Origin of the sequence: Paraburkholderia ferrariae NBRC 106233 (genome assembly GCF_000685035.1) — a bacterium.
GTDB classification, from domain to species: Bacteria; Pseudomonadota; Gammaproteobacteria; order Burkholderiales; family Burkholderiaceae; genus Paraburkholderia; species Paraburkholderia ferrariae.
Genome location: NZ_BAYB01000037.1, coordinates 51,771 through 71,731, shown reverse-complemented (window position 1 = coordinate 71,731; position 19,961 = coordinate 51,771). Strand labels below are relative to the sequence as shown.

Below are 19,961 nucleotides of genomic sequence, written 5' to 3'. Positions count from 1 at the left end.
CCAGCCTTGCAAGTAGACGTTCATGCGATTTATTTTCAGTGCGCTGCTGGTCCTGATGCTCGCCGCCTGCGCGAGCGGGGGACCATCTGCGAGTCAATCCGCCAACAAGCTAGCCCCCGCCGATCCCCAGGCCGCCGCCGACCAGCTCCGCAAGACCTCCGCCGCGAAAGAAACCATCGACGTCGATAACGGTTCGGTCAGTTCGCTGACGAGCCCGGACGCCGACCTCTGGGGCCGCATCCGCCGCGGCTTCCAGATTCCCGATCTGCAAAGCGATCTCGTCGACATGAACGCGCAGTGGTACGCCGAGCGTCCCGACTACGTCGCGCGCATGACCGAGCGCTCGCAGAAGTACCTGTACCACATCGTCGAAGAGCTCGAGGCGCGCAAGATGCCGACCGAGCTCGCGCTCCTGCCCTTCATCGAATCCGCGTATAACCCGCAGGCGCTCTCCGTCGCCAAGGCGGCGGGCATGTGGCAGTTCGTTCCGGACACGGGCCGCACCTACAACCTCAAGCAGAACATGTGGCAGGACGAGCGCCGCGACGTGCTCGCCTCGACAAGTGCCGCGCTCGACTATCTCTCGCGCCTGCACGACATGTTCGGCGACTGGTATCTGGCGCTCGCCGCGTACAACTGGGGCGAGGGCAACGTGCAGCGCGCGATCGCGCGCAACCAGGCCGCCGGCCTGCCGACCGACTACCAGAGCCTGCGCCTGCCCAACGAGACGCGTAACTACGTGCCCAAGCTGCAGGCCATCAAGAATATCGTGATGAACCCGCAGCAGTATGGCCTCACGCTGCCGCCGATCCCGAATCACCCGTATTTCGTCACGGTCACGACTTCGCACGATATCGACGTGGACGTCGCCGCGAAGCTCGCGAACATGAGCACCGACGAATTCCGCTCGCTCAACCCGTCGTTCAAGAAGCCGGTCATTCTCGGCGCCACGCAGCCGCAGATCCTGCTGCCGTTCGACAATGCGAGCGCCTTCGAACAGAACCTGAAGGCCTACACGGGCCAGCTTTCGTCGTGGACCGTCTACACGACCGACTCGCGCGCCACGCCGGCTGCGATTGCGCAGAAGATCGGCGTGGATGCCGATACGCTGATGTCGGTGAACAAGATTCCGGTGGGCATGCGCCTGAAGGCGGGCTCGACGCTCGTCGTGCCGCGTACCGACGGTGACGACGACGAGGATATCAGCGCCGACGTGGCCGAAAGCGCCGTGCTCGCGATGGAGCCGGACGTGCCGGACACGCGCAAGATGCTGATCCGGGTGCGCCGCAAGCAATCGATGGATATGGTCGCGAGCCGCTACGGCGTCTCTGTCGGCCAGTTGAAGGGCTGGAACAAGACGCGCCGCGACTATGTCGCGCCGGGCCAGGTGCTGGTGCTGCACGTGCCGGTGGGCAAGGCGATGCCGAGCGAACCGGGGCCGGAACGCCTCGCGACCAATGTCTCGGGCGGCGCCGTGCAGCGTATTGGGACCAAGGTTACAGACACGGGCACAAAGTCGCGCTACGATAAGAAACACGGTCGTGAGCGCGTCGAGGTCGTGAAGGTTTCCGACCCGGTCAAGGCAAAATCGTCGAGCGCCGCGCCCAGCAAGGCGTCGAAGGGTACGGCAAGCCGCCAGAAGGCCGGCACCCACACGCAAAAGCAGAAGCCACAATAGCGGCCGCGAAGGGTGCTCACATGCGTTGCGGGGGCAGCGCATGGTAGTTCGCTCCGATCACTCATCGTTTTCTTTTATGCGCCGTCGCCTGCGGGTGACGGCGTTTTCGTTTGGTGCAGGCCGCTCTGGCCTGCACGGGGCGCTTCGGCAGCGGCACTCGCTGTGCCCGTCGGACGCGCTCATCGCCTCTTGCCCGCCCGGCGTTATCCCGAAATTTGAAGGTAAGGGTACTTTCGCGCTATAATTTCAAGGTTTGAGCTTATCAACCCGCACCCTAGCGCCTACCTCTTCCCATCCGTTCATCCGCCGCCCGCGCATTGCGCTTTTGCTGGTCAGGCGCCGCCCGAATCCCGTCCCCGTCGGCTCACGAAGCCCGCGCGAAACCGGTGGGCAGCCAGCCGCAGACGAAAGCCGCCACAGAATGCGACGAAACGCCCGCGAGCCGCGCGCGCATCGCAACTGCGATGCCGACGCCGCAGCCGCAGCACGGTAACCGGTCGGATAAACAGGTCGGCACAGGGTGTTCCCCCAAGGAGTCTCCCGTGTTGCCGTCTTTCTCTCCCGCTCTGCTCGCGCTCGCCGACGGCACGGTCTTTCGTGGTTATTCGATCGGCGCGCCGGGTCATACCATCGGTGAAGTCGTGTTCAACACGGCCATCACCGGTTATCAGGAAATCCTGACCGACCCCAGCTACGCCCGCCAGATCGTCACCCTGACGTATCCGCACATCGGCAACGTCGGCGTCAATGCCGAAGACGTCGAAGCGACGAAAGTCCATGCCGCCGGCCTGATCATCCGCGACCTGCCGGTGCTCGCCTCGAACTTCCGCATGGAGCGCACGCTCGGCGACTACCTGCGCGACGAAGGCGTGGTGGCGATCGCCGGCATCGATACGCGCAAGCTCACGCGTATCCTGCGCGACAAGGGCGCGCAGAACGGCGCTATTCTCGCCGGCTCTGATGACGCGGCGAAGGCAATCGAGCTCGCCCGTTCGTTCCCTGGCCTCGCCGGCATGGACCTCGCCAAGGTTGTTTCGACCGGCGAGCCGTACACGTGGAACACCACCGAATGGCGTCTGGGCGAAGGCTACCGCACGCAGTCGGCGCCGAAGTACAAGGTGGTGGCGTTCGACTACGGCGTGAAGCAGAACATCCTGCGCATGCTGGCCGAGCGCGGCTGCGACGTGACGGTGCTGCCGGCGCAGGCGAGCGCCGCCGAAGCCCTCGCGCTGAACCCGGACGGCGTGTTCCTCTCGAACGGCCCCGGCGACCCCGAACCGTGCGACTACGCCATCCAGGCCGCGCAGGAATTCATCGCGCGCGGCATCCCGACCTTCGGCATCTGCCTTGGCCACCAGATCATGGGCCTCGCCGTGGGCGCGAAGACCATGAAGATGAAGACCGGCCACCACGGCGCGAACCATCCGGTGAAGGATCTGGGCGACGGGCGCGTCGTCATCACTTCGCAGAATCACGGTTTCGCGGTGGACGCCGCCACGCTGCCGGCGAACGCGCGCGTCACGCACGTTTCGCTGTTCGACGGCACGCTGCAAGGCTTCGAGCTGACCGACAAGCCCGCGTTCTGCTTCCAGGGGCACCCGGAAGCGTCGCCGGGTCCGCACGACATCGGCTATCTGTTCGATCGCTTCACGGCGCTGATGGACACCGCGAAGGGCGGCCAGCGCACGGCAGCGGCTTAAGCCGGCCGAGGCAGGAACAGGCAGGAACAGACAGAGCAGGGCGCGCAGCGAGCCGCAGGTGCAAACCGCGGCGGCCACCGCGCACGCCCGACGGCGAGCGGCAACGCGTGAGAAGCAGTGAAATCGCGCGCCGCGCGCCGGCAGTCAAGACCCAGGAATATTTAGCGAGAGCGTTATGCCCAAGCGGACAGACATCAAGAGCATTCTCATCATCGGCGCGGGTCCGATCATCATCGGCCAGGCGTGCGAGTTCGATTATTCGGGCGCGCAGGCATGCAAGGCGCTGCGTGAAGAGGGCTACAAGGTCATCCTCGTCAACAGCAATCCGGCGACGATCATGACCGACCCGAACACGGCCGACGTCACCTACATCGAGCCGATCACGTGGGAAGTGGTGGAGCGCATCATCGAGAAGGAGCGCCCCGACGCGATCCTGCCGACGATGGGCGGACAGACCGCGCTGAACTGCGCGCTCGACCTGCACCACCACGGCGTGCTGGAGAAGTACGACGTCGAGCTGATCGGCGCATCGCCGGAAGCGATCGACAAGGCCGAAGACCGCCAGAAGTTCAAGGACGCGATGACCAAAATCGGTCTCGGTTCGGCGAAGTCGGGCACGGCGCACTCCATGGAAGAGGCGCTGAAGGTGCACGCCGAAATCGCGGAGCTCACCGGCACGGGCGGCTATCCGGTCGTGATCCGTCCGTCCTTCACGCTGGGCGGCTCGGGCGGTGGCATCGCGTACAACCGTGAGGAATTCGAAGAGATCTGCAAGCGCGGTCTCGATCTTTCGCCCACCCGCGAACTGCTGATCGAAGAGTCGCTGCTCGGCTGGAAAGAGTACGAGATGGAAGTGGTCCGCGACAAGGCGGACAACTGCATTATCGTGTGCTCGATCGAAAACCTCGACCCGATGGGTATTCACACCGGCGACTCGATCACGGTCGCGCCGGCGCAAACGCTCACCGACAAGGAATACCAGATCCTGCGCGACGCGTCGCTCGCGGTGCTGCGTGAGATCGGCGTGGATACGGGCGGCTCGAACGTGCAGTTCTCGATCAACCCGCGCGACGGCCGCATGATCGTGATCGAGATGAACCCGCGCGTGTCGCGCTCGTCCGCGCTCGCTTCGAAGGCCACGGGCTTCCCGATCGCCAAGGTCGCGGCGAAGCTCGCCGTCGGCTACACGCTCGACGAACTCAAGAACGAGATTACCGGCGGTGCGACCCCGGCCTCGTTCGAGCCGACCATCGACTACGTGGTCACGAAGATTCCTCGCTTCGCGTTCGAGAAGTTCCGCGAAGCCGACCCGCGCCTCACCACGCAGATGAAGTCGGTGGGCGAAGTGATGGCCATCGGCCGCACCTTCCAGGAGTCGTTCCAGAAGGCGCTGCGCGGTCTCGAAGTCGGCGTGGACGGTCTGGACGAAAAGACCACGAGCCGCGACGAGATCATCCGCGAGATCGGCGAAGCCGGTCCGGACCGCATCTGGTACGTGGGCGACGCGTTCCGCGTGGGCATGACGCGCGAAGAGATCTTCGAAGAAACCGCGATCGACCCGTGGTTCCTCGCGCAGATCGAAGAGATCATCAAAAAGGAAGCGGCCGTGAAGGGCCGCACGCTCGAAAGCCTTTCGAAGGACGAGCTGCGTTTCCTGAAGCAGAGCGGCTTCTCGGATCGCCGCCTCGCGAAGCTGCTCGGCGCGAAACCCGCCGAGGTGCGCCGCCGCCGCATCGAACTGAACGTGCGCCCGGTCTACAAGCGCGTGGACACGTGCGCGGCCGAGTTCGCGACGAAAACCGCCTACATGTACTCGACCTATGAGGACGAGTGCGAGGCGAATCCGACGAACAACAAGAAGATCATGGTGCTGGGCGGCGGCCCGAACCGGATCGGCCAGGGTATCGAGTTCGACTACTGCTGCGTGCATGCGGCGCTCGCCATGCGCGAGGACGGCTACGAAACGATCATGGTCAACTGCAACCCCGAGACCGTTTCGACCGACTACGACACGTCCGACCGCCTGTACTTCGAGCCGGTGACGCTCGAAGACGTGCTCGAAATCGTCGACCTGGAAAAGCCGGTGGGCGTGATCGTGCAGTACGGCGGCCAGACGCCGCTGAAGCTCGCGCTCGATCTGGAGGCGAACGGCGTGCCGATCGTCGGCACGTCGCCGGACATGATCGACGCGGCCGAAGACCGCGAGCGCTTCCAGAAGCTGCTGCAGGACCTCGGCCTGCGCCAGCCGCCGAACCGCACGGCGCGCGCCGAAGACGAAGCGCTCAAGCTGGCCGACGAAATCGGCTATCCGCTCGTCGTGCGTCCTTCGTACGTGCTGGGCGGCCGCGCCATGGAAATCGTCCACGAGCCGCGCGACCTCGAACGCTACATGCGCGAGGCCGTGAAGGTGTCGAACGATTCGCCGGTGCTGCTCGACCGCTTCCTGAACGACGCGATCGAATGCGACGTGGACTGCATCTCCGACGGCGACGCCGTGTTCATCGGCGGCGTGATGGAGCACATCGAGCAGGCGGGCGTGCACTCGGGCGATTCGGCGTGCTCGCTGCCGCCGTACTCGCTCTCGAAGGAGACCGTGGCCGAACTGAAGCGCCAGACCGGCGCGATGGCCAAGGCCCTGAACGTGGTCGGCCTGATGAACGTGCAGTTCGCGATCCAGCAGGTTGCGCAGGATGACGGCTCGAAGAAGGACGTCATCTACGTGCTGGAAGTGAACCCGCGCGCTTCGCGCACGGTGCCGTACGTTTCGAAGGCGACGAGCCTGCCGCTCGCGAAGATCGCGGCGCGGGCGATGGTGGGCCAGAAGCTGGCCCAGCAGGGCGTGACGAAGGAAATCGAGCCGCCGTACTTCAGCGTGAAGGAAGCGGTGTTCCCGTTCATCAAGTTCCCGACCGTCGATCCGGTGCTCGGACCCGAAATGCGTTCGACCGGCGAAGTGATGGGCGTGGGCAAGACCTTCGGCGAAGCGCTCTTCAAGTCGCAGCTCGCGGCCGGTTCGCGCCTGCCGGAGTCGGGCACCGTGTTCATCACGGTGATGGATTCGGACAAGCCGAAGGCCGTCGTTGTCGCGCGCATGCTCCACGAGCTCGGCTACGGACTCGTCGCCACGCGCGGCACGGCTGCCGCGATCGAAGCGGCCGGCGTGCCGGTGAAGATCGTCAACAAGGTGAAGGACGGCCGCCCGCACATCGTCGACATGATCAAGAACGGCGAGATCGCGCTCGTGTTCACGACGGTGGACGAAACGCGCGCGGCCATTGCCGATTCGCGCTCGATCCGCATGAGCGCCCAGGCCAACAAGGTCACGTACTACACGACCATGTCGGGCGCGCGCGCCGCCGTCGAAGGCCTGCGCTACCTGAAGAACCTGGAAGTCTATGATTTACAAGGCCTCCACGCTCGCCTAAACTAAGGCTTCGATTGTCTGTCCAATACGAAACGGGGCAGGCAGACTGGCTGAATATGTGCCGCGGTTAAGCGGCGTTCCAACAGGGCTTTCAGGCTGCGCCGGCGTGCGCAGCCGCCCTCGCGGGATGCACTTAACCGCGGAGTTTTTTTATGGCCGCAACGTGCGCGCAGGCGCGCGTGGCGCGGCCTCATTGCGGCCTTTACCGGCCATACGAGTTGTTTATGAGCACGATTCCCTTGACCAAGCGCGGCGCCGACCAACTTCGCGAAGAGCTGCAGCGCCTGAAATCCGTCGAGCGTCCGGCGGTCATCAATTCCATCGCCGAAGCGCGCGCCCAGGGCGATCTGTCGGAAAACGCCGAGTACGACGCGGCGAAGGAAAAGCAGGGCTTTATTGAAGGCCGCATCGCCGAAATCGAGTCGAAGCTCGCGGCGGCGCAGGTCATCGACCCGGCCACGCTGGAAGCCGACGGCCGCGTGGTGTTCGGCTCGACGGTCGATCTCGAAGACCTGGAGTCGGGCAAGCCGGTCACGTACCAGATCGTCGGCGACGACGAAGCCGACCTCGAGCACGGCCTCATTTCGGTGAGCTCGCCCATCGCGCGCGCGCTGATCGGCAAGTCGGAAGGCGACGTGGCCGCCGTGCAGGCCCCGAGCGGCGTGCGCGAGTACGAGGTGATCGAGGTTCGCTACGTTTGACGAGCGACTGCCCGTGACGTCCGCTTCTTCCGTATCCCCGGTGCCGCAGCGCCTGTTCGGCCTGCTCGCCATGCTGTGGGTGGGCAGCCAGCTCACCATCGGCTATGCGGTGGCGCCGGTGCTGTTCGCCTCGCTCGAACGCATGGTGGCGGGCTCCGTGGCCGCGCAGCTCTTTCGTATCGAAGGCTGGCTCGGCGTGGTGTGCGGCGTGGCGATGCTCGTTCTGTCGAACGGGCTGGCGCGGCGCGGGGCCGTGCAGTACCGCCGCTTGCGCTGGCTGCTGGCCGGGATGCTGGTGTGCGTGCTGGTGGGGTATTTCGCGCTGCAGCCGTTCATGAACGCAATGCGCGTAGAGGCCATGAACGCCGGCGTGGACATTGCCAATTCGCCGTATGCGAGCCGTTTCGGCATGCTGCACGGCGTATCGAGTCTCTTCTATCTGATCGAGAGCCTGCTGGGCGTCGCGCTCGTCTGGCTGCTGCCTTCTACGCGCAGTGCGGCGCCGCGGGGCGCCTCGCGCTGAGGCGCAGCGCATCTCCCGCTAAACCGGAAAAGCACGAAAAAACGCCGCCGGCGGGTGCGGGCGGCGCTTCCGGGTTTCTGCGCTGGAGATTCAGGGCAGCTTACTTCGAGCCCTGATGGACGCGCTTGCTGCTGGTCTGGCGCTTCTTGGCGCGCTTGATGTTGCCGCCTTGCGTCACGCGCTCGTTGCCCTTGACGGTCACTTTCTGCGACTTCGGCTTGCGCATCGGGTTGTCGGAAGGCTTGACGACCTTCATGACGCGGGGCGCCGCGCCGCGCCGGCTCGCTTCGCCTGCGCTCGGCACGTCGCCGGCAGGGCGCTTGACGGTGCCGCGCGCGCCGGCGCGCGCGGTGGTGGTCTTCGGCGCCGCTTCCTCGGGCTTCCAGATCACGAGCAGCTTGCCGATATGCTGGACCGGCGCGGCATTGAGCCGGTCGCAGATCTCTTCGTAGACGGCAATGCGCTCTTCGCGCTCGTCGCCGAACACGCGGATCTTGATGAGCTGGTGCGCCGCGAGGTGCACCTTGATTTCCTTGAGGACGGCGTCGGTCAACCCTTCCGCGCCGACGAGCACAACCGGTTTGAGCGCATGCGCCTCGGAGCGCAGACCGGCGCGCTGTTCGGCAGTAAGAGTAAGGGCGGGCATGGGATGTGGCAGACTCGACTAAAATGACGGGCGTCCGGCGGGCGGCCATGCGTATCATGCTTGCGGCATGAGCGGCACGCCTCGCGGGCTGCGCATCGGAACAACGGACAAAAAACCGTGGAATCGGCAAGACGCGGGCGGAAGGCCGGCGCGAACGAGCCGGACAGGCCGCGACGGCCGCACGAATAAAACGCGTATTATCCGCTAAAAGCGCGCAATCACGCAGCAAGAGTTCATCTTTAATGGCAAAGAACCGTTTCAACCAGTCGTGGCTGCACGACCATATCAACGACCCCTACGTGAAAATGGCGCAGCGGGAGGGCTATCGTGCCCGTGCTGCGTACAAGCTCAAGGAAATCGACGAGCAGGACAAGCTGATCCGCCCCGGCATGGTGATCGTGGACCTGGGCGCAGCGCCCGGCAGCTGGAGCCAGTACGCGCGCAACAAGCTCGCGCAGGGCACGAAGCGCGACGACCAGCGCGCGGGCGGCATCGACGGCACGATTATCGCGCTCGACCTGTTGCCGATGGAGCCGATCGCCGACGTGGATTTCATCCAGGGCGACTTCCGCGAAGACGACGTGCTCGCGCAACTCGAAGAGCGCGTGGGCGGCCGTCCGGTCGACCTTGTAATTTCGGATATGGCGCCCAATCTGTCGGGGGTGGCTTCGGCGGATTCCGCGCGCATCGAGCACGTGTGCGATCTCGCGCTCGAGTTTTCACAGAATCATCTGAAGCCGGATGGTGCCCTTTTAGTAAAATGCTTTCACGGCAGTGGCTACAGCCAGATTGTCGAGAAGTTCAAGCATCAGTTCAAGATCGTGGCCGCCCGCAAGCCCAAGGCTTCGCGGGACAAATCGGCCGAAACGTTTATATTGGGTAAACAGCTGAAGCGGCCCCGCTAGGCGGGGATCGGTTCTGGTGCGCAAGAGCGGCGGGCGTTTGCCTCCAGGGAGCCCGAAAGGCCGCTGGGAGCCTCGCCGGACAAGGCTCTGAGGCTATTCCTGCCTTAGCGAATCGTTATGGCAGGGCCTGACGTACTGGATTAGAATGCTTTGGTGGTGCCGCAAGGCAAATGTAGGCGCCCGTCAATGAGTGAAGGAGTGGTGCTTTGAACAACAACATGTTTTCCAAGGCAGCAGTGTGGCTGGTGATCGCACTGGTGCTGTTTACGGTGTTCAAGCAGTTCGACAAGCCCCGTGTCCAGGAAGGCGTTTCCTATTCGCAGTTCATGGACGACGCAAAGAACGGCAAGGTCAAGAACGTCGTGGTGCAGGGGCGGAACCTCACGGTCACTCCAGCTGATGGCCAGAAATACCAGATCGTGTCGCCCGGCGACATCTGGATGGTCGGCGACCTGATGAAATACGGCGTGCAGGTGAGCGGCAAGGCTGACGAAGAGCCGAACGCCCTCGTGTCCGCGCTGTACTACCTCGGGCCTACCATCCTCATCATCGTGTTCTGGTTCTACATGATGAGGCAGATGCAGGGGGGCGGCAAAGGCGGGGCGTTCTCCTTCGGTAAATCGCGCGCGAGGCTGATCGACGAGAACAACAATGCGGTGAACTTTTCCGACGTCGCGGGCTGCGACGAAGCGAAGGAGGAAGTGTCCGAACTCGTGGACTTCCTGCGCGACCCGCAGAAGTTCCAGAAGCTGGGCGGGCGCATTCCGCGCGGCGTGCTGCTGGTCGGGCCTCCGGGTACCGGCAAGACGCTGCTTGCGCGCGCCATTGCCGGCGAGGCGAAGGTGCCGTTCTTCAGCATTTCGGGTTCGGACTTCGTGGAAATGTTCGTCGGCGTGGGCGCGGCCCGCGTGCGCGACATGTTCGAGCAGGCCAAGAAGCATGCGCCGTGCATCGTGTTCATCGACGAAATCGACGCGGTCGGCCGCCATCGCGGCGCCGGCATGGGCGGCGGCAACGACGAGCGCGAGCAGACCCTGAACCAGATGCTGGTCGAGATGGACGGCTTCGAGGCGAACTCGGGCGTCATCGTGATCGCTGCGACGAACCGCTCGGACGTGCTCGACAAGGCGCTGCTGCGTCCGGGCCGTTTCGACCGCCAGGTCTATGTGGGCCTGCCGGACATCCGCGGCCGCGAGCAGATCATGAAGGTGCACCTGCGCAAGGTGCCGATCGCCAACGACGTGGACGCAGCGGTCATCGCGCGCGGCACGCCGGGCTTCTCGGGTGCGGATCTCGCGAACCTCGTGAACGAGGCGGCACTGTTCGCGGCGCGCCGCGGCAAGCGCATCGTCGAAATGCAGGACTTCGAAGATGCCAAGGACAAGATCTTCATGGGTCCGGAGCGCAAGTCGGCCGTGATCCGCGAGGAAGCCAAGCGTGCGACGGCGTACCACGAGTCCGGCCACGCCGTGATCGCGAAGCTGCTGCCGAAGGCCGATCCGGTGCACAAGGTGACGATCATCCCGCGCGGCCGCGCGCTGGGCGTGACCTGGCAGTTGCCGGAGCACGACAACGAAACGTACTCGAAGGACTATCTGCTCGATCGTCTGGCCATTCTGTTCGGCGGCCGCGTGGCGGAAGAGCTGTTCCTGAACCTGCTCAGCACGGGTGCTTCGGACGACTTCAACAAGGCGACCCAGACGGCCCGCGCGATGGTGGCGCGCTTCGGCATGACCGATGCCCTCGGGCCGATGGTCTACGTGGACGACGAAAACGACGGCGGCCCGTTCGGCAAGGGCTTCACGCGTGCGATTTCGGAAGCCACGCAGCAGAAGGTGGATGCGGAAATCCGCCGCGTGCTGGACGAGCAGTACAGCCTCGCGAAGCGCCTGCTGGACGAGAATCGCGACAAGGTCGAAGCCATGACCGCCGCGCTGATGGAGTGGGAAACGATCGACGCCGATCAGATCAACGACATCATGGCCGGTCGTCCGCCGCGTTCGCCGAAGAGCACGCCGAGCGCGGGCGACGCGTCGTCGTCGGGCGGCAGCGCGGGCACCGAGGTGAAGCCGGGCAACGCGACCGCGCCGGCATAAGCCAGATCGAGTAAAGTTGCGGGCCGGTGTGAGGATCACATCGGCCCGTTTTGCATTTCTCGGTGTTCGTTGTGGCGAGCACGAGTTGTTACATATCTGACGTTCATTGACGTGCCCCATATGGTTTCGCAAGGTAATCTGACAACTGGGCTGGCAACCACGCCGGCAAGTGAGCTCAGACCCGAGCCGCTGCAGTGCGGCCGCTTCACGCTGACTTTCGGGCGCCCGCTCGTGATGGGCATTCTGAACACCACGCCCGATTCGTTTTCGGACGGAGGCCGGTATGTGGATCGTGGCGAGGCGCTGCGGCGCGCCGAGCAGATGCTGCTGGACGGGGCGGACCTGATCGATATCGGCGGCGAATCGACGCGCCCGGGCGCGCCGCCGGTGCCGCTCGACGAAGAGCTCGAACGCGTGATTCCGCTCGTCGAGCAGTTGCGCGCCGCGAATGTTCCGATTTCGGTCGATACGTACAAGCCGGAAGTGATGCGTCACGCGCTGGCGGCCGGTGCGGACCTGATCAACGACATCTGGGGCTTTCGCATGCCCGGCGCGATCGACGCGGTGCGCGCGGCCAACTGCGGCCTGTGCGTGATGCACATGCTCGGTGAGCCGCAAACGATGCAGCTGGGCGAGCCGGCGTATGCCGACGTGGTGCGCGAAGTGCGCGAGTTTCTGGCGGCGCGTGCCGCCGAACTGGAGGCGGCGGGCGTGGCGAAGGCGCGCATCAGCGTCGATCCGGGCTTTGGTTTCGGCAAGGCGGTGATCGAGCACAACTACGCGTTGCTCGCGCATCTGCCGGATACGGCGCCGCGTGTGCCTCGCGGCGTTGCGCCGTACCCGGTGCTTGCCGGCATGTCGCGCAAGTCGATGCTGGGGGCGCTCGTGAACCGCCCCGCGCCCGGGCGCATTGCCGCGAGCGTGGCCGCCGCGGTGTGCGCCGCCGAGCGGGGAGCCGCCATTATTCGCGTCCACGACGTTGCGCAGACCGTGGACGCCCTGAAGGTATGGGGTGCCGTGCGCGAGGCCGCGCGCCGGCCGGTCCCCCATGCGCATCACTGAATAGCAGATAGAGAGAAAGAGAGGGATCGAAGGATGGGACGTCGATATTTCGGCACCGATGGGGTGCGGGGCAAGGTTGGCGCAGCGCCGATCACGCCGGATTTCGTGCTGCGGCTGGGCTACGCGGCGGGCAAGGTGCTCGCGGGTTCGGCGGCATCGGGGGGGCCGCGTCCGGCCGTGCTGATCGGCAAGGACACGCGCATCTCGGGCTATATGCTGGAGGCGTCGCTCGAAGCGGGGCTCTCGGCGGCGGGCATCGACGTGATGCTGGCCGGCCCGATGACCACGCCCGGCATCGCCTATCTCACGCGCGCGCTGCGGCTCGCGGCGGGCGTCGTGATCAGCGCCTCGCACAATCCGTACTACGACAACGGCATCAAGTTCTTCTCCGCGGACGGCAACAAGCTGCCCGACGAAGTCGAAACGCAGATCGAGGCGCAACTGGATCTGCCGCTCGACTGCGCGCCTTCGGAGCAGCTTGGCCGCGCGCGGCGCCTGCACGATGCGGGCGGCCGCTACATCGAGTTCTGCAAGAGCACGTTCCCGCAGGCGTATAACCTGCGCGGGCTGAAGCTCGTGGTGGACTGCGCCAACGGCGCGGGCTACGACATCGCGCCGCACGTGTTCCACGAACTGGGTGCGGACGTGATTCCCATCGGCGTTTCGCCGAACGGCTTCAACATCAACGACGGCGTGGGCGCGACGGCGCCCGATGCGCTCGTGCGCGCGGTGCGCGCGAATCACGCCGATCTGGGCATCGCCCTCGACGGCGACGCGGACCGCCTGCAGATCGTGGATTCGCACGGCCGCCTCTTCAACGGCGACGAACTGCTCTACGTGCTGGTGAAGGACCGCATCGCGACGGACGGCAAGGTGGGCGGCGCCGTGGGCACGCTCATGACGAACCTCGCGGTCGAGCAGGCTGTGGAGCGCCTCGGCGTGAAGTTCGTGCGCGCCGCCGTGGGCGACCGCTACGTGCTGGAACAACTGCGCGAGCACGGCTGGCAGTTGGGCGCGGAAGGATCGGGCCACATCCTGTCGCTCGACCGCCATACGACCGGCGACGGCATCGTGTCGGCGCTGCTCGTGCTGGCCGCGATGAAGCGCAGCGGCCAGACGATCGCGCAACTGCTCGATGGCGTGACGCTGTTCCCGCAGCGCCTGATCAACGTGCGCATCGCCCAGGGCGCCGACTGGAAGGGCAACGCGGCGATCGGGAAGTCGGTGGCGGACGCCGAGGCCGAGCTCAAGGGCCGCGGCCGCGTGCTGATCCGCGCCTCGGGCACCGAGCCTGTGCTGCGCGTGATGGTCGAGGCGCAGGAAGAGCACGATGCCAATCACTACGCCGAAACCATAGCCGACACGGTGAAGCGCGCCATCGCCTGAAAATTGATGTAGGTCCCTACACCGGTGCGAGGGCGGCAGGCCCGCTATCGCACCGGGCCGCTCGTAGCCTTGTCCGAACTGTTTTCAATACGCTTTCGGGCCGCGGAAAGCCTGTCCGAGCCCACCCGCAAAGGTCTTGCGCCGCCGTGCGGCAAACCTTTGCGCGATGTTCCCAAACGCTTGTGGCACGGGCCTCCACGGCTCCGGCGCGGCCTTCGTGCAAGCGCCTTCTGCAAGCTGCCAGCGCCTTTCATCCGGTAATCGGACTGTCACGGCCACTTCATGAATCGTCATGGTACTGTCACAAAGAGACCCTAAGCTTCGCGGTGTCGTTCATCCGCTCACACACTGGAGGTCTCATGAAATTGATGCAAACCGCACTTGCTGGCGTTGCTGGCGCGCTCTTCGCGATCGCAGCGCAGGCAGCCGATATCACCGGCGCGGGTAGCACCTTCGCAGCACCGATCTACACGAAATGGGCGGATGCCTATCAAAAGTCGGGCGGCGGCAAGGTGAACTACCAGGGCATCGGCTCGTCGGGCGGTATCAAGCAGATCATCGCCAAGACCGTTGACTTCGCCGGCTCGGACGCGCCGCTGAAGGACGACGATCTGGCCAAGGACGGCCTGTTCCAGTTCCCGACGGTGGTCGGCGGCGTCGTGCCGGCGATCAACGTGCCGGGCGTGAAGGCCGGCGAAATCGTACTGTCGGGCGAAGTGCTCGGCGACATCTATCTCGGCAAGATCAAGAAGTGGAACGATCCGGCCATCGTCGCGCTGAACCCGAAGGCAAAGCTGCCTGATCTCGACATCGCCGTGGTCCGCCGCGCCGATGGTTCGGGCACCAGCTTCATCTGGACGAACTACCTCTCGAAGGTCAATCCCGAGTGGAAGAGCAAGGTTGGCGAAGGCACGACCGTGAGCTGGCCGACGGGTACGGGCGGCAAGGGCAACGACGGCGTCGCGGCCTTCGTGCAGCGTCTGCCGGGCGCAATCGGCTACGTCGAGTGGGCGTACGCCAAGCAAAACCACATGGTCTACACTGCCATGAAGAATGAATCGGGCGCGGTTGTCGAGCCGAACACCGAAACGTTCAAGGCCGCTGCCGCCGGCGCCGACTGGAAGAAGTCGTTCTACCAGATCCTCACGAACGAGCCGGGCAAGGATGCATGGCCGGTCGTGGGCGCGACCTTCGTGCTGCTGCACACCGCGCAGGACAAGCCGGATCAGGGCAAGGAAACGCTCAAGTTCTTCGACTGGGCGTTCAAGAACGGCGGCGGTGCTGCCAGCGACCTCGACTACATCTCGCTGCCGCAATCGGTCGTGAACGAGATCCAGTCGCAGTGGAAAGAGAAGGTGAAGGACGCTAGCGGCAAGCCGATCGCCGAATAAGGCCGGCTTCTTGCCACGCTGAACGGGGCCGTCGCGCATCACGCACGAGCCCCGTTCGTCCGTTTGAGAGATGCCGTTCGTTATCCGGTTGTAAGGCCGGCCGATGAACGGACTGCAGTCCCTGGCTGCATGACCGCTGCGAAGACCCCGCCCGGGTCCAACTTCGCGGCATCTGGATACAGGTCACCATGTCCGACGTCCCGCTCGTGTCGAATCCGCCCGGCAGCGCTGCGCAGCAAAAAGCACCCAGCCCGGCCGGCGACGTTATTTTCGGCGGCCTCGCGCGCCTTGCCGCCATCGTCACCTTGCTGCTGCTCGGCGGCATCATCGTGTCGCTGATCGTCGCTTCGCTGCCGACGATCGAGAAGTTCGGCTTCGCATTCCTCTGGACTGCCGACTGGGATCCGCCCAGCGACCAGTTCGGCGCGCTCGTGCCCATCTACGGCACCATCGCAACCTCGCTCATCGCGCTCGTCATTGCCGTGCCCGTGAGCTTCGGCATCGCGCTCTTTCTCACCGAGCTGTCGCCCGCCTGGCTGCGCCGCCCGCTCGGCATCGCCATCGAACTGCTGGCCGCGATCCCCTCGATCGTGTACGGCATGTGGGGCCTGCTCGTGTTCGCGCCGATCTTCGCGCAGTGGTTCGAAAAGCCGCTCGGCACGCTGCTCGGCGGCATGCCGATCATCGGCGCGCTGTTCCAGGGGCCGCCCATCGGCATCGGCATCCTGTGCGCCGGCGTGATTCTCGCGATCATGATCATTCCGTACATCGCCTCGGTGATGCGCGACGTGTTCGAAGTCACGCCCGTGCTGCTCAAGGAGTCGGCCTACGGCATCGGCTGCACGACGTGGGAAGTGATGTGGAAGATCGTCCTGCCGTTCACGAAGACCGGCGTGATCGGCGGCGTGATGCTGGGCCTTGGCCGCGCGCTTGGCGAGACCATGGCCGTCACGTTCGTGATCGGCAACACCAACCTGCTCGACAACGTGTCGCTCTTCTCGCCCGGCAACAGCATCACCTCGGCGCTCGCCAACGAGTTCGCCGAAGCGAGCCCGGGCCTGCATACCTCTGCGCTGATGGAACTGGGCCTGATCCTGTTCGTGATCACGTTCATCGTGCTCTCGATCTCCAAGATCCTGCTCCTGCGCCTTGAAAAATCGGAGGGCGCACGATGAGCGAGCCGCTGATGAAGATTCCGGGTGCCATCTACGGCCCCGAACTGGACAAGATGCGCGGCAAGCTGCAAAGCCGCCGCCGCGTGACCAACGCGATCGCCCTCACGCTGTCGCTCGCCGCCATGGCGTTCGGCCTCATCTGGCTCGTGTGGATTCTCTATACGACGCTCTCGCTCGGCGTGGGCGGTCTTTCGGTCGAACTGTTCACGCAGTCCACGCCGCCGCCGAACACCGATGGCGGGGGCCTCGCCAACGCCATCGTCGGCAGTCTGATGCTCGTGGCGATCGCCACCTTCGTCGGCACGCCGATCGGCATTCTCGCGGGCGTGTATCTGGCCGAGTACGGCCAGAAGGGCTGGCTCGCCGGCCTCACGCGCTTCATCAACGACATCCTGCTTTCGGCGCCTTCGATCGTGGTGGGTCTGTTCGTCTATGCGCTCGTCGTCGCGACGATGGGGCATTTCAGCGGCTGGGCCGGTGCGATTGCGCTGGCGCTGCTGGAAATCCCCATTGTGATCCGCACGACCGAGAACATGCTGAAGCTCGTGCCGAACGCGCTGCGCGAAGCGGCTTTCGCGCTCGGCACGCCGAAGTGGAAGATGATTCTTTCGATCACGCTGAAGGCATCGATTGCGGGCATCGTGACGGGCGTGCTGCTCGCCATCGCGCGCATTGCCGGCGAAACCGCGCCGCTGCTCTTCACGGCGCTGTCGAACCAGTTCTTCAGCGCAGACATGAACCAGCCGATGGCGAACCTGCCGGTCACGATCTACAAGTTCGCGATGAGCCCGTTCGCACAGTGGCAATCGCTTGCGTGGGCGGGTGTGTTCCTGATCACGCTGGGCGTGCTGGGGTTGAACATCCTCGCGCGCACGGTCTTCTCGAAAAAGTAAGGGCGGAGTTATCCGATGAACATGGCAGAAACGCACATCAATACCGCTGGCCGCGCCGCATCGCCAGCAGGCTTCGATCCCGCCCAGGCCGCGCAGCCGCAGTCGCTCGGCACGCCGAAGATCGAAGTGAAGGACCTCAACTTCTTCTACGGCAAGTACCACGCCCTGAAGAACATCAACCTGCAGATTCCCGAAGGCAAGGTGACGGCGTTCATCGGCCCGTCGGGCTGCGGCAAGTCCACGCTGCTGCGCACCTTCAACAAGATGTTCGCGCTCTATCCGGAGCAGCGCGCCGAAGGCGAAATTCTCATGGACGGCGAGAACCTGCTGACCACGAAGCGCGACATTTCGCTGCTGCGTGCGCGCATCGGCATGGTGTTCCAGAAGCCGACGCCGTTCCCGATGTCGATCTACGACAACATCGCGTTCGGCGTGAAGATGTTCGAAACGCTCTCGCGTCCCGAAATGGACGACCGCGTGGAGTGGGCGCTCACCAAGGCCGCGCTCTGGAACGAAGTGAAGGACAAGCTGGGCCAGAGCGGCTACGGCCTCTCGGGCGGCCAGCAGCAGCGCCTGTGCATTGCGCGCGGCATTGCGATCCGCCCCGAAGTGCTGCTGCTCGACGAGCCGTGCTCGGCGCTCGACCCGATCTCGACGGGCCGCATCGAAGAGCTGATCGCGGAACTCAAGAGCGACTACACAGTGGTGATCGTCACCCATAACATGCAGCAGGCCGCGCGTTGTTCGGACTACACTGCGTATATGTACCTGGGGGAACTGATCGAATTCGGCGACACCGAAAAGATCTTCATCAAGCCGGTCCGCAAGGAAACGGAAGACTACATTACCGGCCGCTTCGGCTAACCGGAAGAGGGAGTACGCTATGTCCGACAAGCATCTGTCCAGCCAGTTCGACGCCGACCTCAACCTCGTTTCTTCGAAGGTCCTCGAAATGGGCGGCCTCGTGGAATCGCAGATCATCACGGCGATGCAGGCGCTCAACGAGTTCGACGGCGAAGCCGCCGACCGCGTGATCGCGGCTGAAGACACCGTGAACACGATGGAAGTCGAGATCGACGAGGAGTGCAGCAACATCATTGCGCGCCGCCAGCCGGCCGCGCGCGACCTGCGCCTCGTGCTTGCGATCTCGAAGACCATCACGAACCTCGAGCGCGCCGGCGACGAAGCCGAGAAGATCGCCAAGCGCACCCGGCGCCTGCTCGAAGACGGCGCTTCGCGCAGCGTGAACATCGCCGAGATCAAGGTCTCGGGCGAGATGGCCGTCTCGATCCTGCGCCGCGCGCTCGACGCATTCGCGCGCCTCGACACCGTGGCCGCCGCGCAGATCGTGCGCGACGACAAGGCGATCGACGAGGAATTCCGCGCGTTCGTGCGCAAGCTCGTGAGCTACATGATGGAAGACCCGCGCACGATCTCGGTGGGGCTCGATTATCTGTTCATTGCCAAGGCGATCGAGCGGATCGGCGACCATGCCAAGAACATCGCCGAATTCATCATCTACATCGTCAAGGGCACCGACGTGCGGCACAAGTCGCGCGACGCCCTCGAACGCGAAGCACTGAGCTAATTTCACTGGTTACAAGGTCAAGAGGTGCCGATGCCTAGCAGCATTCTCGTCATCGAAGATGAGCCCGCGATTTCCGAGCTGATTTCCGTGAACCTGCAGCACGCGGGCCATTGCCCGATTCGTGCGTACAACGCGGAACAGGCGCAGAACCTGATCAGCGACGTGCTGCCCGACCTCATCCTGCTCGACTGGATGTTGCCGGGCAAGTCGGGTGTTTCGTTCGCGCGCGACCTGCGCAACAACGAGCGCACGAAGCATATCCCGATCATCATGCTGACCGCCCGCGGCGACGAGCAGGACAAGGTGCTCGGCCTCGAGATCGGCGCGGACGACTATGTCACGAAGCCGTTCTCGCCCAAGGAGCTGATGGCGCGCATCAAGGCGGTGCTGCGCCGCCGTGCGCCGCAGCTTACCGAGGACGTGGTCGCGATCAACGGCCTGAAGCTCGATCCGGCTACGCACCGCGTGGCCGCGCACGCGGAAGGCAGCGAGATCAAGCTCGACCTCGGCCCGACCGAGTTCCGGCTGCTGCACTTCTTCATGACGCACCCGGAACGCGTGCACAGCCGCACGCAACTGCTCGACCAGGTGTGGGGCGATCACGTGTTCGTGGAGGAGCGCACGGTGGACGTGCACATCAAGCGACTGCGTGCCGCGCTCAAGCCGGCAGGGTGCGATGCTATGATCGAAACGGTGCGCGGCAGCGGCTACCGTCTCGCGAAGAGCGCCTGACGCACGATACACCGCGCCCCGGATCCGGCGTCCCCGTTCTTACTGTCTCTCCTGGATCGCA

At 64.7% G+C, this 19,961-nt stretch carries 16 protein-coding genes; 15 read left to right on the top strand and 1 reads right to left on the bottom strand.

The window, feature by feature from the left end; genetic code table 11:
• Positions 1-22 precede the first annotated feature (22 nt).
• The 5 genes from BFE01S_RS31035 (at position 23) to BFE01S_RS31010 (ending at position 8,026) form a co-directional block, all read left to right on the top strand.
• Positions 23-1,678, top strand: coding sequence for a transglycosylase SLT domain-containing protein (locus tag BFE01S_RS31035; RefSeq protein ID WP_028228858.1), 1,656 nt, complete (start codon positions 23-25; stop codon positions 1,676-1,678).
• 542 nt (positions 1,679-2,220) lie between these two features.
• Complete coding sequence (carA, locus tag BFE01S_RS31025; protein WP_028228857.1) at positions 2,221-3,378, top strand: glutamine-hydrolyzing carbamoyl-phosphate synthase small subunit; 1,158 nt, start codon at positions 2,221-2,223, stop codon at positions 3,376-3,378.
• 175 nt (positions 3,379-3,553) lie between these two features.
• Positions 3,554-6,808, top strand: a complete 3,255-nt coding sequence (gene carB / locus BFE01S_RS31020; RefSeq protein WP_028228856.1) for a carbamoyl-phosphate synthase large subunit — start codon at positions 3,554-3,556, stop codon at positions 6,806-6,808.
• A gap of 218 nt (positions 6,809-7,026) precedes the next feature.
• Positions 7,027-7,503: a transcription elongation factor GreA gene (greA, locus tag BFE01S_RS31015; protein ID WP_028228855.1), complete on the top strand. Its 477-nt coding sequence runs from the start codon at positions 7,027-7,029 to the stop codon at positions 7,501-7,503.
• 40 nt (positions 7,504-7,543) lie between these two features.
• Positions 7,544-8,026 carry a DUF4149 domain-containing protein gene (locus BFE01S_RS31010; RefSeq protein WP_028228854.1) on the top strand — a complete coding sequence of 161 codons (483 nt, stop codon included), beginning with the start codon at positions 7,544-7,546 and terminating at the stop codon, positions 8,024-8,026.
• Positions 8,027-8,126: 100 nt separating this feature from the next.
• Here the strand turns inward: BFE01S_RS31010 and BFE01S_RS31005 are convergent, their stop codons facing one another.
• Positions 8,127-8,672: a YhbY family RNA-binding protein gene (locus tag BFE01S_RS31005; RefSeq protein ID WP_028228853.1), complete on the bottom strand. Its 546-nt coding sequence runs from the start codon at positions 8,670-8,672 to the stop codon at positions 8,127-8,129.
• A 242-nt stretch (positions 8,673-8,914) separates the two neighbouring features.
• On the opposite strand from BFE01S_RS31005, the gene BFE01S_RS31000 reads away from it, so the two are divergent.
• The 10 genes from BFE01S_RS31000 to phoB all read left to right on the top strand — a co-directional run bounded on the left by BFE01S_RS31000 (position 8,915) and on the right by phoB (position 19,900).
• On the top strand, positions 8,915-9,577 hold the full coding sequence (locus BFE01S_RS31000) for an RlmE family RNA methyltransferase (protein ID WP_028228852.1): 663 nt from the start codon (positions 8,915-8,917) through the stop codon (positions 9,575-9,577).
• A 206-nt stretch (positions 9,578-9,783) separates the two neighbouring features.
• Positions 9,784-11,673, top strand: coding sequence for an ATP-dependent zinc metalloprotease FtsH (ftsH, locus tag BFE01S_RS30995; protein WP_028228851.1), 1,890 nt, complete (start codon positions 9,784-9,786; stop codon positions 11,671-11,673).
• 120 nt (positions 11,674-11,793) lie between these two features.
• Positions 11,794-12,735 carry a dihydropteroate synthase gene (folP, locus tag BFE01S_RS30990; protein ID WP_042339136.1) on the top strand — a complete coding sequence of 314 codons (942 nt, stop codon included), beginning with the start codon at positions 11,794-11,796 and terminating at the stop codon, positions 12,733-12,735.
• A 33-nt stretch (positions 12,736-12,768) separates the two neighbouring features.
• Positions 12,769-14,121 carry a phosphoglucosamine mutase gene (gene glmM / locus BFE01S_RS30985; protein WP_028228849.1) on the top strand — a complete coding sequence of 451 codons (1,353 nt, stop codon included), beginning with the start codon at positions 12,769-12,771 and terminating at the stop codon, positions 14,119-14,121.
• Positions 14,122-14,480: 359 nt separating this feature from the next.
• Complete coding sequence (gene pstS, locus BFE01S_RS30980) at positions 14,481-15,512, top strand: phosphate ABC transporter substrate-binding protein PstS (protein ID WP_028228848.1); 1,032 nt, start codon at positions 14,481-14,483, stop codon at positions 15,510-15,512.
• A gap of 188 nt (positions 15,513-15,700) precedes the next feature.
• Positions 15,701-16,687 carry a phosphate ABC transporter permease PstC gene (pstC, locus tag BFE01S_RS30975; protein ID WP_028228847.1) on the top strand — a complete coding sequence of 329 codons (987 nt, stop codon included), beginning with the start codon at positions 15,701-15,703 and terminating at the stop codon, positions 16,685-16,687.
• Positions 16,684-17,580, top strand: coding sequence for a phosphate ABC transporter permease PstA (pstA, locus tag BFE01S_RS30970; protein ID WP_028228846.1), 897 nt, complete (start codon positions 16,684-16,686; stop codon positions 17,578-17,580). Before pstC ends, pstA begins: the two co-directional genes overlap by 4 nt.
• A 15-nt stretch (positions 17,581-17,595) precedes the next feature.
• On the top strand, positions 17,596-18,444 hold the full coding sequence (gene pstB / locus BFE01S_RS30965; RefSeq protein ID WP_028228845.1) for a phosphate ABC transporter ATP-binding protein PstB: 849 nt from the start codon (positions 17,596-17,598) through the stop codon (positions 18,442-18,444).
• A gap of 19 nt (positions 18,445-18,463) precedes the next feature.
• On the top strand, positions 18,464-19,168 hold the full coding sequence (gene phoU / locus BFE01S_RS30960) for a phosphate signaling complex protein PhoU (RefSeq protein WP_028228844.1): 705 nt from the start codon (positions 18,464-18,466) through the stop codon (positions 19,166-19,168).
• A 30-nt stretch (positions 19,169-19,198) separates the two neighbouring features.
• A complete protein-coding gene (phoB, locus tag BFE01S_RS30955; protein WP_027795211.1) occupies positions 19,199-19,900 on the top strand; it encodes a phosphate regulon transcriptional regulator PhoB in 702 nt (233 codons plus the stop codon).
• Positions 19,901-19,961 lie beyond the last annotated feature (61 nt).

What these genes read in the sequence shown, in the direction of transcription:
- BFE01S_RS31035 (WP_028228858.1), top strand. Translation starts at nt 23, where the DNA reads ATGCGATTTATTTTCAGTGCGCTGCTGGTCCTGATGCTCGCCGCCTGC.
- carB (WP_028228856.1), top strand. Translation starts at nt 3,554, where the DNA reads ATGCCCAAGCGGACAGACATCAAGAGCATTCTCATCATCGGCGCGGGT.
- greA (WP_028228855.1), top strand. Translation starts at nt 7,027, where the DNA reads ATGAGCACGATTCCCTTGACCAAGCGCGGCGCCGACCAACTTCGCGAA.
- BFE01S_RS31005 (WP_028228853.1), bottom strand. Translation starts at nt 8,672, where the DNA reads ATGCCCGCCCTTACTCTTACTGCCGAACAGCGCGCCGGTCTGCGCTCC.
- BFE01S_RS31000 (WP_028228852.1), top strand. Translation starts at nt 8,915, where the DNA reads ATGGCAAAGAACCGTTTCAACCAGTCGTGGCTGCACGACCATATCAAC.
- folP (WP_042339136.1), top strand. Translation starts at nt 11,794, where the DNA reads ATGGTTTCGCAAGGTAATCTGACAACTGGGCTGGCAACCACGCCGGCA.
- glmM (WP_028228849.1), top strand. Translation starts at nt 12,769, where the DNA reads ATGGGACGTCGATATTTCGGCACCGATGGGGTGCGGGGCAAGGTTGGC.
- pstS (WP_028228848.1), top strand. Translation starts at nt 14,481, where the DNA reads ATGAAATTGATGCAAACCGCACTTGCTGGCGTTGCTGGCGCGCTCTTC.
- pstC (WP_028228847.1), top strand. Translation starts at nt 15,701, where the DNA reads ATGTCCGACGTCCCGCTCGTGTCGAATCCGCCCGGCAGCGCTGCGCAG.
- pstA (WP_028228846.1), top strand. Translation starts at nt 16,684, where the DNA reads ATGAGCGAGCCGCTGATGAAGATTCCGGGTGCCATCTACGGCCCCGAA.
- pstB (WP_028228845.1), top strand. Translation starts at nt 17,596, where the DNA reads ATGAACATGGCAGAAACGCACATCAATACCGCTGGCCGCGCCGCATCG.
- phoU (WP_028228844.1), top strand. Translation starts at nt 18,464, where the DNA reads ATGTCCGACAAGCATCTGTCCAGCCAGTTCGACGCCGACCTCAACCTC.
- phoB (WP_027795211.1), top strand. Translation starts at nt 19,199, where the DNA reads ATGCCTAGCAGCATTCTCGTCATCGAAGATGAGCCCGCGATTTCCGAG.